Raw genomic sequence first — 11,916 nt, forward strand, 5'->3', positions numbered from 1 at the left:
TCATATTTCCTTGTTTTAGTTGATTGGAGTGTAAGGGGGTAGGATCACATCCTGATTAATAATGATGTAGAACTGTTTGCCGTTGTCGATTTCAATCGTTGGCTGGATGTTCATGTTTTTACGGATCAAGTCACTGCCCGTTTGTGCAAATTGTTGTGTCACGCCATCGGCGATGGATTCTCCAGTAGAGCGAGCGTTATCATCACCATCACTGACTGCTGCTTGGTTAATGCCAGCAATGCCACCAAGTAACGTTGCTTGTCCAAAGAGTCGCCAGTAGTGGTTGTTCACGTCACCACTTAACCCTGCCATTCCAGTGACATCAACCCCATTCATTGCGCCGAGGTTTAACTTACTGCCGTCAGGGAAATTAATCCGACTCCATGAGACAGGTAGGCGCTCCTGGCCATAAGCAACTCGACTGTCATAAATGCCATAGAGCTTTGCGCCTTGTGGCATCAGTAAGGTGCTGCCTGTGGCGCTGTCATAAACATTTTGGCTAATCTGAGCAATGATGTTGCCTGGTACATCAGAATTAATCGCACTAATAGATGTAGCTGGAATAAGCGTCCCAACGGTGAGTTCGTAAGGACTCAGTGGCGCTTCACGTGTCGAAGGCAGGTAATCTTGCTTTCTAGATTGGTTTAAAAATGCCTCCTTGGTGGACTGGCTGACTAACGTATTATCAAGACTCTCTTGGGGTTGGCTCCCTTGTGATAGTAGTGCTTGATTACGGGCTATCTCGGCTTGAATTGCCGCAGTATCATGCAATGGCGAAACGCTTATCTGCTGTGGCTTGATTTCCTCATATTGAATATCAATAGAGGAGTTCATTGCATCTTGCAGTAACTTCGCTTTGCTTTCTTGCTGCGCTAACCATTGTTTTCTGATTTGTACGTTGAATTCGTCATCAGGTTTTGAGTTGTTTACCTCAATTTTTGGCTTGCTTGCTGTCACCACGCCTTTTTCTGGTGCTTTCGATAGCACTTCATTCATTCCAATGCTTGGGATGTTTGAAGGTTGTCCCGTTTGCGAGGGTTCTTCTTGAGCACTTGCTGCTGATTTTTGACCTTTGCCAGCAATAACAAAAATGACGATCGCTAATACCCCAATGACGATTGCAAGGATAAGAAACTTCACGCCTTTTTTGATTTGTGTCGAGTTGTAGCCAGTGTTGGGATCGGGTTGGATTTGAATGCCATTTGGAGACTCATTACTCATGCACTACCCCATAAGCTCTGGTTTTCAGTGGCACAAGAAAGTCATTCTTTACGACCCAAATTCTTGATAACTTACGTCCATCATTTAGTGATGCTGTCACAAAGAATTGGTTTGTATTGAACTGTTCAATGCGATAATTCAAATTGAGATATTCATCATTATTTTGTGATACCCCAATCCCCAATACTCGTAGCTCATGGATTAATGTATGAGCAAAAGCACTGTCATCATGATTGATGTTTAAGATGGTTTTTACGCCCTCTGAACGTTGTAGAAAGACAGCAATATCTTTTGCTATGACGGTCATTTCATTGGGGGTTAACACCACATCGTTATAGTTGCCGTATTTGTCGGGTTCATAGGATGCGCACCCAGACAGCAGTAACACGATGAAGAGAAAAACATAACGCATCATGCCCCCTTACGTTTGATTAAAACGGTTTGTTGACGCTTACCTGCTCCAAGGATTAATGCGATTTGGTCCGGTAGACCATCGACAATAAATTTCCCGTCACGATAGCGGTAGTTAATCAGTTCTCGCTGACCACCGTTGACGACAAGTAAGGAGGGAAGCTTTCCTGTTTGTACGCTGCGTGGCATTTCAAGAATGGTCTTGATGCTGTTGTTATAAACGCGAATGGGCGCAAAGGCGGTTTTTCCTTCAATACGGTATTCAAAGTCAAGGTTATTGATGTTCAAACCATTGCCTAGTGTCGTTGACGCTTTGACCGTTTGTTGGCGCTGATACATCGAGTTGAGCGCTAGGTTAAGTTGTTCTGGATAGTCAAACTTTACTATTGGCATCCAATCGTTGGCTTTAGAGATCAGCTTGATGGAGTAGGAGCGACGATTTGTCGAGATTTGCAGTGTCGTATCGATGCCAATCTGTTTTGGTTTGACTAATACGTGTGTCACTGCATCACTACCTGAGCCGGATAATGTGGGTGTAAACCCCCAACGAACGGTATCACCTGCGTTTAGTCCTCCTTTGGTGATTTGTTCTCCTGGCTCCAGTTGAATGTCACACAATTTGAGCGGTGCGCAGACAACGGTAGGTTGAGAACTCCCATAAAAATATATCACAGCACCATCATCAGACTGTATGGGTTTATCTGTACCACTTTTCCAGCGGTCGGCAATGGCCAACCCTTCAAGCTCCATCGTGTTTAATGGTTGCTCCATTTCGGTGACTAACATAGGGAGTGAGGGAACGGGGGCGGCTTGGAGTCCCGCTGATAATAGAGTGAAAGAAATTAAGGACTTTCGTTTTTTCATGACGGTTCCTATTTGATTTGTACATCATTAAACGTGACAACAAAAAAGCCTAAAGGATTACTGTACATATCCTGTTTTGTTTTAGGTTGAATCGTTTGTGTATTGAGTGTGGCTTTGTAGTTGACGGTATCGATTATTCCACCCTGCCTGTCACTAATGGTTTCTACCCATTCAGCTTGATAAGAGTGGTCTGAAATCGGCAATACGCTGTTTATCTCTACTTTTACTAATTGAGTTTGAGCACGCTCAAATGGGTTTTGCTCTTTAAATCGGTTAGTAATTTGAGTGTAAGCGGGAGAGTTCGGTTGCATTCGCGCATACGCTTTTTGTATGGCTGATTTTTCTGCTTCTACATCCATCAACACGGCGCGAACGTTGATAATGAAGTCCTCGACTTCAATCACTTTCAATGCTTCAAATTGAGAGTCTGGAAGCTTTTTGATTTGTGCGACGCCGATGACTTCTTCTCCATTTTTTACCCCAACAACATAAGGCTCTATCTTTGATTGAGAGCCGATGTAAATCACACCGCCCACCGCCATAGCGGTAATGAGCATGGAAAAGAAGCACATTAATTTCCATAAATGCGCCTGCTTGACGACGCTCCCTAATCGTTCGTCCCACTCTTCTCGGGCTCGTTGATAGAGAATAGAAAGGTCGCCCTTGTCAGGAGCCTGACAAGGTTTATTAGATGGTTCGGTCATAAAAACCTCTTAAGAATTGGAGTGTGAGGTCTCGGACATGACCTGCTGCGCAGCGGCATCAGGCGTCATCCCGGACGGTTGATTCATTTCGGTTTGTAATGCTTTCATGATTTGTTCATGTGCATTATTTGGAATGGTTGAGGAAGCGGCTAAGTCACGAAATGCCCGTCCTACAGAGGATTGTTGCGCCATGGCATTCATGGTTGCATGGCTTACCCCACCAACTGCCGACATTACGGGCTTTGCCATCTTCCCTGCTGTGGTTGCAACACTTTGCAATTTTGGTGATGAGCCCATAAATTGCGAGGCGTGACTCATTAGGTTTTGACCTACTTTTGTATTAGCAAGAGCGCTTCCTAATTTTCCTCCCATCATTTTTGAAGCGGTCGCGCCAGCCAGTCCCAACCCTGCACTTGCGCCGGCCACACCTGCCGCGGCATTGACGGCACCTGCTGCGTTAAAGTTAAACTGTCCAGTGGTTAGGCTGGTTGCCATGTTTGGTACAGTGGATATGAGTGCATAGTAGATAACGGACATGGCGACCATGATTAAGTAATCGGATGCACCGTCACTGGCTATATTGATAAAGCTCATGAACATATCATTGCCAACAATGACCAACAGCTGCATGATGAAGATTTGCACTGATAGCCCTAAAATCGTGGTGAAATAATTCAATGAGTATTGGCGGGTCCACTCACTCCCCATTAACCCCATCATGACGACGCCGCCATTAATGAGAATGTAAGAGCCGACGATGAGTACCGTTAGTTGCGCTGCCACCAAAGCCAAGACGACCACAACAATCAATCCACTGATACCAATAATGAGCATTTCGCCCACATCAAAGCCAGAAGATGATTCCCAAACTCGTTGAGCAATCGTTATTCCTAAGTCAATGATGTTTGATGGACTAAATGAGCCGGATACGCCGGATATTCGGCTAGCCACTTCTTGAAATGAATTGACCAGTACCCATGCTAATGGGACGGCGTTTTTTACTAGGAAGACAGATAAACCAATAATGACTGCACGTTCAAACATAAATGCGACAAATTCTGTGATCCCTTGTTGCTTTATCCAAAGCTGGATAGCGCCCCAAGTGAAGCTAAGTGTGACGAGCAACCAAAATAAACCCGTTACTGCGCTGACAATAACGGGTTCCCAATTGGCGGTGATCACTTTGAACTTATCGAGGATTTGATCGAGTGAATTATCTGTTGCGGCGAATGCTGATTGACTAAACAGTATCGACATGAGCATAAACCATCGCACCATAACTCCCCCCTTAGTCTATTAATGCTGGATAGGTGATATAACGTCCATTTTCAAATCCGCTGACCTCTAAGATTTCCTCTATACGTCGTCCTTTCTCGGTGCGTTTAATGAATACGAGAACATGCACGGTATTAGCAATGAGTAGTTGGTTTACTGTTGGCAGCACTTCATTGACGCATTGCTCAAATCGAGATAATCCTTGAAAAGCGGAATCAGCGTGGATGGTTGCGAGTCCTCCCGGGTGACCTGTGTTCCACGCTTTAAGTAAATCCAGCGCCTCCCCACCACGAACTTCACCGACAATAATTCTGTCAGGACGGTAACGTAGGGTGGTTCTTAATAAGGTTTGCATGGTGACGTTAGCGGTTTGGTTGGTGCGCTTCACGACATGGTTTTTGGCTTTACACTGAATTTCATTCGTGTCTTCTAAAATGACAAAGCGTTCATGTTGAAACTCTTCGGTCATTTTATCGAGTAAGGCATTAACCAGGGTGGTTTTCCCTGAGCCTGTCCCACCGACAACAACAATGTTTTTGTGTTTGCGAATGAATTTAGTCAAGACATGCGCTTGAGCCTCATCCATGGTTCCTGATGCAATGTAATCGTCAAAGGTAAAAATCTTGGTTGCCTTCTTACGGATCACAAAACTGGGTTTTGCCACAATCGGAGGTATTAACCCCTCAAATCGGCTGCCATCGGTTGGGATTTCGCACTCTAGAATAGGGCTGGTTGAAGTGAGTACCTGCCCGTGATAGTCACCGAGCGCATTGAGGATACGAACTGATTTTTCTGCGTCTATATCTCGCGCATAAAACATGGGCTTCCCAAACGCTTCAATCCATACTTGACCGTCAGGGTTTAGCATGACTTCGGTTACATTGGGATCGTTTAAGTATTCCATGATACCGGCTTGTTCAAGATGGTATTTTATCCCATCTAAATCGCGTTGATTTTTATTCATAGATCACCATTTTATCGGTGGAGACTGCCACTCTTTTGACCAGTCTTTTCCGTTGTTTGGATCAAGTTGCGGTTTTTGGCTTAACATCTTCTCACTGGCGACGCGTTGGCGTTCCTCGCGGTCTGCTTGCGCCGCAATATAAGTCGAACTCATCTGAATTTGAGCCATGGTTAAGCTTTGTAGCTTTTGGAGCTGCTGTGATAATTGAGCCAATAGTTCTGCGTTGGCTTGCATGATTTTTACCGCGCCATCAGCGCTGCCAACATGCCCTTGAATGCGTTGAATGTTTCGCAAGTCATCTTGTTGATACCGGCTTACTTCACTTGCCATTTCTAAGGCACTTTTCGCCGTGTCACGCAGTGCGTCTCCTTGCTTTTTGAATGTTTCTACTGAGTTTATCGATCGTGTGTTTTGGGATTGATACCCATCGACACCGACAAACAGGTTATCCCATTGCTGAGAGACATTCCCCATGGCGTAAGAGAGTGATTTACCTCTTGAGGCTATGGTGTTTAAGCTGTTTAACTGAGATTGAATATCCCCCCATTCAAGATTCTTTAAGTTCTTCATATTTTGTATTTGATACTTAAGGCTTTGAACGGAGTTATAGGTTTGTTGAATTTGCTTGAGTAAGCTTTGTCCTGCACTCACATTGAGTTGTGCCATTTGCACCACGTTGGCACAGTTCGCACAAAAAAATGCTTGTGATTGTGTTGATGTTAGCGATATGGATACCGCTAATGTTATCGATAATATTTTGAATTTATTCATGCAACGTCACCGTATAAGTTTTTACGTTTCATCCAGTGTAGATACCAGTTCTCGCCTTGTTCGTTTACCAGCGCTTTTACTTCAGTAATCGACCCCTTATCTGAAACGCCAACGAAAGAAAGTGCTAACTTATCAAGAGATAAGTTGATCATCCGACTCCCCACTGGCTGGCTAACGTAATACTCACGCTTTTGTACTGCCCGTTTGATTAAATCAATTTGCTTATCATTAAGTCCAAACTGGCGGTAAGTGTCTGCGAACTGCGCTGCTTTTGGATTGGGTAAATAAATATGAGTTGGGCATGACTCTATCAGTACATCCAAAATACCGGACTCGACAGCAGCACTTAGTGATTGTGTTGCAAGGAAAACCATACAGTTTGCCTTTCGCAATACCAAGAGCCACTCTTTCAGCATTTCTCTAAAGACAGGGTGCGATAGCGCTATCCAAGCCTCATCAATGACTATCAAACTTGGATCGTTATTGGTTGCTCCTTTTATCGCTCGTTCAATCTGGCGAAATAGATAAACCAGCACCGGGATCAAGTCGATTTCACCGCGCCCCATGAGATGTTCAATCTCAAACACCATGAAATTGGTCAGATTCATGCGATTTTGCTCTGCATCGAGTAAGTCACCGCCACGTCCTTTAACGGTGTAATAACTCATGGCCGTTTTGATTTCAGGATCTTGTACTTGTGTACAAAACTCTGATAGTGACTTTCTTGAACTGCCGCGCATATCTGAAAGCGCTTTGAAAATTGAGACACGATGCTCAGCGTTAACATTGACGCCTTGAAGCACGAGCAGTTTTTCAATGTAGTCACAGCACCATTCAAAATCATTATCTAGGTCACTCAGTGGAGCAAAAGAGGGATCGTTTGCTGATGCCTGGGCGCCGATGTCGAAGTGTTGTCCACCAAGCTGGCTAAGGGTAAATAGCGAATAGCCTTTGTCAAAGGCAAAGACTTTTGCACCTTTGTAGCGGAAGAACTGGGCCACCATCAAGGCAATCAATGTCGATTTCCCTGCACCTGTTGGACCAAACGCTAATGTATGCCCAACATCATTAACATGGAAATTTAGCCGATAAGGGGTGTTACCTGCTGCTGTGCAGTACATGAGCGGCGGTGATTGCTCAGGATAGAATGGACAAGGGCAATATTCTTCTCCAGTCCAGATGCTTGACGTTGGTAATAGATGGCTTAAGTTCATTGTGCTCAGCAATGGACGCCGTATGTTGTGGAGTGAATCGCTCGGCAATGTTCCTAGGAATGCTTCGATTGAGTTGATGGTTTCAACTCGGGAAGTAAACCCTAACATGCTGTTGAGTATCTTTGTAAGCTGCTCCGTCTGCTCCTGCAAGATGTCTTTATCTGCATGGCGCAAAACAAAAGTAGTTGAATATTGACCGTAGCTTAAACGTCCCGATGATAATGCTGTTTGTGCTTCTTCATACTGATGCACCATTTGCAGGGCATCTTCATCTACTTTAGGCTCAGGATTTTTTAATAGCTTATCTCGAAATGAGACGACTTTTTGTTCCCACTTTTTGCGTTCGGCATCGAGCAAGTTGTTGGCTTCTACATTATCGAAGAAAATAAATCGCGTATTCCAACGGTACTCGAAATTAAGTAGGTTGAGGTGATGCAGGATATTCGGGAAGCCATGATTAGGAAAGCCATCAATACTAATACAGGAAAGGTACTGACCTTCAAGGCGGGGGTTATAACCTACGTTGAGCTCACATGCCCCTAGAAAGCTATCCAGTGGAAGCGGCGTATAAGGCGCAGCGATAGGCTGCCATTTTCCTGTTAACGCAAATCGTAAGTACGATAAAAAATCATCGTACCATTGCCCGTCTTTTTCATACGCTGCCAAGCGTTTAATTGAAGAAAAGACCATAGATAAACGACCTTCAATATCGGTTACTTTATCTTTGAAACGAGCAAGGTTGCGCTGTGCGACACTGGTTTTTTTGGACGTGCCATTTTCAAACATCAAATCCGTTAACTTGGACAGCCGTTTCGATGTTGGTCGCCATGTGACAAAAATGACGGCTCGGGATGCAAACTTATCCCCTTGTGATTCAAAGAAGACTCGTCTTGAGTCGTCAATAAGCTGAAACGCAGGGTGTGGGAAGTGTGAGGATTGCTTGTCTGAATAAGCGCGAACAATTTCACGATTACTGTCAACATGCACCATCCAACCAGACCCAAGAGAAGAGAGTGCCTGGTTAATTCGTTGAGAGATAAAATTTCGTTCAGATGCCATTGCTGAATCGATATCGACACCTGTAAATACCCATCCAGCAGTAAAAGAACCATCTTTACCAAGCATGACACCATCATCAACCAATGCCGCCCAATTGAGCAAATCTGGCGTACCTGATGGGTAATCTCGGAATGTTTTTAGGTTTAACATGATTACTCCATTAAAAAACGCAGCCAGTTGGCTGCGTTTTCTTTTTTGACCTATCGTTTAACCAAATACTTCGTAGTGTGAGCAGGATAGAACCTTTGATAACGGGTAAAGCGTTTATACACTTTCGTTAAAATTGGATCGGATTTCGCCATGCTTCGAGCAATGCCTAACATAACGAACTGCAAGATAACCCCTAGAACCGCGGTATAAACGTTTTGTAGTATCACGATGAGGATCAGTGCTGCCAACATCGAAACCATAACGATTTCACGTTCGCCCCCCATCACTAAGTGTGCCCGGTTAAAAGCGTAGATAGGAACAACGTCTAGTGATTCATCGTCCGTCATAGGTAACCTACATAACTAAGGTACTTGATGTACCGAACAGAACGCTTAATAAGTTGGTTGCACCAACAATGATTGAAATCACTAAAGCAAGGATCATGATTTTTTGAACAAAGCCATCAAGTTGACCACCGAAAATCAGTGTCGCCCCAGCAACGACAATACCCAGAACAGAGGCACCAAACGCAACTGGACCCGTGATGGAATCGACAATACGAGAGAGAGGATCTTCCCAGGGCATACCTGTACTAGAAGCATTGGCTGTTGCTGAAATAAGTAGGGTTTGGACGGCAATCCCCAGCTTTAAGCTGTGGCGTCTGAGTTTATCTAACATATGTTCTCCTTATATTAACGAAAGATACCGATGTACCCTTGTGGATGCATCGGTATCTATAGTCAGTTGAGTGATTAATCCGCTGACGCGGTACTCATTTTGTTCCTACAAGAGGCTTCGCCTCGTTATAGCGACCAAAATCGAGCTTGAATAAAAGTCTCATTGAAACGCCCACTCACGATGAATGGGACATGGGCTCTTTAGGTGGGCGGCTTGCTCTTTTTCAGCCTACTGCCAATAGACTGCGCGATAAGTGCGCTTACAAGACTTACGCCCGACTGTGTAATGGTTTGTCTTTGAAGTGTTGGCATCACTCACAGTTTGACTGTGAACAGAGGTGTTTTTCTATGCCGGTTTCATGTGGCAAAACCAACCAAGGCAAATGGGCGTTTCAATGAAAAATTGCGGCAACGGCTAAAATTTTACATATAGATCATTAAGACCATCCGTTACCGCAATTTGAAAAGAATCTCGAAAGACTCTTTTCAAATTGCCGCTTGATAAAGCGTATAAGAATAAAACTACGATAAGGGCTATCGTGTTCACTTTAGGTCACGGGTGCACTCCATGGATCACATCCAGTAGAAGTGGGTTATGTTTTGCTTTTTTACCCCATCGTTGCTCTCTTTCCTCGCGCAATTTCCATTTTGAGTGTCGTGGATTTGAAGGAGGTAAAGGGTGATTCGTAGGTTGGGAGTGGCGACTTTTGGGTAGTACGCACACCAATGGAGCATCTTCAGGCTGTAGCCCAAATGATTTTAGTTCATTGAAGATTTCAATTCTCTTGCGAGCAATAGCCCGCTTTCGTTCAATTTCAGCTTCTTTTCTTTTGGATAATCGAGTTTGTTGATGCATGTGCTCCATCTCCTTTGGCGTTCAATAGAATCGAATATCGAAATGTCTATTCACTTTCAGGTTTTGCTAGACGAAAAAACCGCCCCGTCACAAGGTGGGGTGTGTTTGATGGGTTATAAGGGCACCCATCGTCGATAAACCCATACCGCCGACGCATAACTGCGTGAGAACTGGCACCGATTTATCAGCCGTGACCTAAGTTTTTAAAGAGCTAATCCAATAACTGGACTGTTTCCGATAAAAAACAACGATTTTATGAGCGTTGTTTCATTTCGTGGTTAAACATTTTTAAGTGTGCTCTAAGGCGAAAAAGAGCCTCAGAGCGTTTGCTACGATCATTCGCTTTTGCTGATTGAGTCAGGAGTCGATTGGTCTCTTCATCCATTTCAAACCAGACAGCGGTTGTCGTGCCAGAACCTTTTTTTGAGGCCATATTCAGCTCGTATAATTAATACTGTATGAATGATCATGCGTAATGATAAATCTAAGCTGCATAGGAGTCAACAAAACTAACTCAATAAAAGTTGCGTTTTATTTTGATTTAGTAAATTAAAGTGGCGAGTTAATTCTATGTTTCCTACGTAAAATAAGGTTATGGAAACAGTGTCTAAACGAATAAAAAAAATGCGGAAATTGTTGGGGATGACTCAACGAGCATTAGCGGATAGCTTAGAAATTCGCCCTCAAACGGTATCTGCATGGGAACGAGACTTAACAACTCCAAACGGAAAGTTATTGGGGCAGCTAGCTTTTACTTTAGGAGTCACTAAATCTTGGATTTTGTATGGAGAAACAACTGATAAAGAATCAAAGTTATCCCAACAAAAGTCTGAGTTAGTTCATTTTGTTAAGCTTTTTGATAGTATCCAAGCAAGTGCAGGGTTCGGATTTGAAAATTATAATGAGTCTGAATTAGTAGATTACCCAATACCAAGAGAAGCCATTCAAAATCAACCGAATAAAAATGGGATATTCTGTATTAGAACTCATGGCAACAGCATGGAACCTGTGTTTTTTGAAGGAACAGTGTTGGCAGTAAACCCAAGCAAAAAACAATTGATAGATGGAAGAATTTTTGTAGTAAGAACTAATACCAATTTAAGAGTTAAAATCTTGAAAGAAAATAGTAAAGGAATTGTACTTTCAAGCTTTAATCCTAGTTATGAAGATGAACAAATTCTATGGGATGATATGGATAGCTCATTTGCGATCATTGGCGAGGTATTTTGGTTTTCATCAAAAATAAATGATTAACAATAAAAAACATCTTTAATCACAGCTCAAAACTATCTATAATTTAGCCATGTTATCGAGTGCATTACCTAGAGCACATACTACATAGGTTCTATGTAGTGTATTTATAGATAACTAGAGTGTGTTGGACCTCCAATCTAACTAGATAGCATTCGCAAAAAAGCCGTTCTCCCACAAGTGAACGGCTTTTTTGTATCTGAAATTTAAGCATTTGATCTTTTTGCAGATCTTGTGTAGATTTAATCGTCATTGTTTGGCGTGGAAACCAAACAACCCTAAAAATCTTGTGGAATCAAAACATGAATAAGCCAATTGTGTCTTGCCTATGGCAAGCAACCCTCAGACTCAAGACCTCAGAAATAACCGTATTGACATCAGATGAACGCACTCTGATCTTACACGGTTATGACTTCGAGGGTGAGTCTCATGTGGATTGTTAACCCCTCCTCTACCCTAATAAAACTTGTTTGCCAGTGTGGTACAAGGGGGCATTATG

At 43.3% G+C, this 11,916-nt stretch carries 14 protein-coding genes; 2 read left to right on the forward strand and 12 right to left on the reverse strand.

Annotated features, from left to right (window positions below):
• Positions 1 to 15 precede the first annotated feature (15 nt).
• The 12 genes from AACR11_RS08185 to AACR11_RS08240 all read right to left on the reverse strand — a co-directional run bounded on the left by AACR11_RS08185 (position 16) and on the right by AACR11_RS08240 (position 10,599).
• A complete protein-coding gene (locus tag AACR11_RS08185; RefSeq protein ID WP_017191222.1) occupies positions 16 to 1,221 on the reverse strand; it encodes a TrbI/VirB10 family protein in 1,206 nt (401 codons plus the stop codon).
• On the reverse strand, positions 1,214 to 1,636 hold the full coding sequence (locus tag AACR11_RS08190) for a hypothetical protein (RefSeq protein ID WP_223295703.1): 423 nt from the start codon (positions 1,634 to 1,636) through the stop codon (positions 1,214 to 1,216). The genes AACR11_RS08185 and AACR11_RS08190 overlap by 8 nt, the downstream gene beginning before the upstream one ends.
• Positions 1,633 to 2,496, reverse strand: coding sequence for a P-type conjugative transfer protein TrbG (trbG, locus tag AACR11_RS08195; protein WP_223295704.1), 864 nt, complete (start codon positions 2,494 to 2,496; stop codon positions 1,633 to 1,635). Before trbG ends, AACR11_RS08190 begins: the two co-directional genes overlap by 4 nt.
• A gap of 8 nt (positions 2,497 to 2,504) precedes the next feature.
• A complete protein-coding gene (locus AACR11_RS08200) occupies positions 2,505 to 3,200 on the reverse strand; it encodes a VirB8/TrbF family protein (RefSeq protein ID WP_223295705.1) in 696 nt (231 codons plus the stop codon).
• A 9-nt stretch (positions 3,201 to 3,209) separates the two neighbouring features.
• Positions 3,210 to 4,478, reverse strand: coding sequence for a P-type conjugative transfer protein TrbL (gene trbL / locus AACR11_RS08205; protein ID WP_079324299.1), 1,269 nt, complete (start codon positions 4,476 to 4,478; stop codon positions 3,210 to 3,212).
• A gap of 10 nt (positions 4,479 to 4,488) precedes the next feature.
• The gene (gene trbB, locus AACR11_RS08210) at positions 4,489 to 5,439 is read right to left on the reverse strand and encodes a P-type conjugative transfer ATPase TrbB (protein ID WP_017191227.1); all 951 of its coding nucleotides are present in this window, start codon (positions 5,437 to 5,439) and stop codon (positions 4,489 to 4,491) included.
• A gap of 3 nt (positions 5,440 to 5,442) precedes the next feature.
• Complete coding sequence (trbJ, locus tag AACR11_RS08215) at positions 5,443 to 6,210, reverse strand: P-type conjugative transfer protein TrbJ (protein ID WP_017191228.1); 768 nt, start codon at positions 6,208 to 6,210, stop codon at positions 5,443 to 5,445.
• Positions 6,207 to 8,633 (reverse strand): VirB4 family type IV secretion/conjugal transfer ATPase, encoded by a 2,427-nt coding sequence (locus tag AACR11_RS08220; RefSeq protein WP_017191229.1) that lies wholly within the window; start codon positions 8,631 to 8,633, stop codon positions 6,207 to 6,209. Before AACR11_RS08220 ends, trbJ begins: the two co-directional genes overlap by 4 nt.
• Before the next feature lie 50 nt (positions 8,634 to 8,683).
• Positions 8,684 to 8,980, reverse strand: coding sequence for a conjugal transfer protein TrbD (gene trbD, locus AACR11_RS08225; RefSeq protein ID WP_017191230.1), 297 nt, complete (start codon positions 8,978 to 8,980; stop codon positions 8,684 to 8,686).
• Positions 8,981 to 8,987: 7 nt separating this feature from the next.
• Positions 8,988 to 9,311 carry a TrbC/VirB2 family protein gene (locus tag AACR11_RS08230; protein WP_017191231.1) on the reverse strand — a complete coding sequence of 108 codons (324 nt, stop codon included), beginning with the start codon at positions 9,309 to 9,311 and terminating at the stop codon, positions 8,988 to 8,990.
• Positions 9,312 to 9,863: 552 nt separating this feature from the next.
• The gene (locus AACR11_RS08235; protein WP_017191232.1) at positions 9,864 to 10,166 is read right to left on the reverse strand and encodes a hypothetical protein; all 303 of its coding nucleotides are present in this window, start codon (positions 10,164 to 10,166) and stop codon (positions 9,864 to 9,866) included.
• A 253-nt stretch (positions 10,167 to 10,419) separates the two neighbouring features.
• Positions 10,420 to 10,599, reverse strand: coding sequence for a TraY domain-containing protein (locus tag AACR11_RS08240; protein ID WP_079324301.1), 180 nt, complete (start codon positions 10,597 to 10,599; stop codon positions 10,420 to 10,422).
• 161 nt (positions 10,600 to 10,760) lie between these two features.
• Between AACR11_RS08240 and AACR11_RS08245 the strand changes: the two genes are divergently transcribed.
• Positions 10,761 to 11,420, forward strand: coding sequence for a S24 family peptidase (locus tag AACR11_RS08245; RefSeq protein ID WP_266099115.1), 660 nt, complete (start codon positions 10,761 to 10,763; stop codon positions 11,418 to 11,420).
• Positions 11,421 to 11,719: 299 nt separating this feature from the next.
• Entirely contained in the window at positions 11,720 to 11,860 is a 141-nt protein-coding gene (locus AACR11_RS08250) for a hypothetical protein (RefSeq protein ID WP_189338760.1), read from the forward strand.
• Positions 11,861 to 11,916 lie beyond the last annotated feature (56 nt).

It is taken from the genome of Vibrio sp. L85 (genome assembly GCF_963871815.1).
Taxonomy (GTDB): domain Bacteria; phylum Pseudomonadota; class Gammaproteobacteria; order Enterobacterales; family Vibrionaceae; genus Vibrio; species Vibrio harveyi.

Bases quoted from the DNA above. Each gene is read 5' to 3' on its own strand.
- AACR11_RS08185 (WP_017191222.1), bottom strand. From the start codon at position 1,221: ATGAGTAATGAGTCTCCAAATGGCATTCAAATCCAACCCGATCCCAAC.
- AACR11_RS08190 (WP_223295703.1), bottom strand. From the start codon at position 1,636: ATGATGCGTTATGTTTTTCTCTTCATCGTGTTACTGCTGTCTGGGTGC.
- trbG (WP_223295704.1), bottom strand. From the start codon at position 2,496: ATGAAAAAACGAAAGTCCTTAATTTCTTTCACTCTATTATCAGCGGGA.
- AACR11_RS08200 (WP_223295705.1), bottom strand. From the start codon at position 3,200: ATGACCGAACCATCTAATAAACCTTGTCAGGCTCCTGACAAGGGCGAC.
- trbL (WP_079324299.1), bottom strand. From the start codon at position 4,478: ATGGTGCGATGGTTTATGCTCATGTCGATACTGTTTAGTCAATCAGCA.
- trbB (WP_017191227.1), bottom strand. From the start codon at position 5,439: ATGAATAAAAATCAACGCGATTTAGATGGGATAAAATACCATCTTGAA.
- trbJ (WP_017191228.1), bottom strand. From the start codon at position 6,210: ATGAATAAATTCAAAATATTATCGATAACATTAGCGGTATCCATATCG.
- AACR11_RS08220 (WP_017191229.1), bottom strand. From the start codon at position 8,633: ATGTTAAACCTAAAAACATTCCGAGATTACCCATCAGGTACGCCAGAT.
- trbD (WP_017191230.1), bottom strand. From the start codon at position 8,980: ATGACGGACGATGAATCACTAGACGTTGTTCCTATCTACGCTTTTAAC.
- AACR11_RS08230 (WP_017191231.1), bottom strand. From the start codon at position 9,311: ATGTTAGATAAACTCAGACGCCACAGCTTAAAGCTGGGGATTGCCGTC.
- AACR11_RS08235 (WP_017191232.1), bottom strand. From the start codon at position 10,166: ATGCATCAACAAACTCGATTATCCAAAAGAAAAGAAGCTGAAATTGAA.
- AACR11_RS08240 (WP_079324301.1), bottom strand. From the start codon at position 10,599: ATGGCCTCAAAAAAAGGTTCTGGCACGACAACCGCTGTCTGGTTTGAA.
- AACR11_RS08245 (WP_266099115.1), top strand. From the start codon at position 10,761: ATGGAAACAGTGTCTAAACGAATAAAAAAAATGCGGAAATTGTTGGGG.
- AACR11_RS08250 (WP_189338760.1), top strand. From the start codon at position 11,720: ATGAATAAGCCAATTGTGTCTTGCCTATGGCAAGCAACCCTCAGACTC.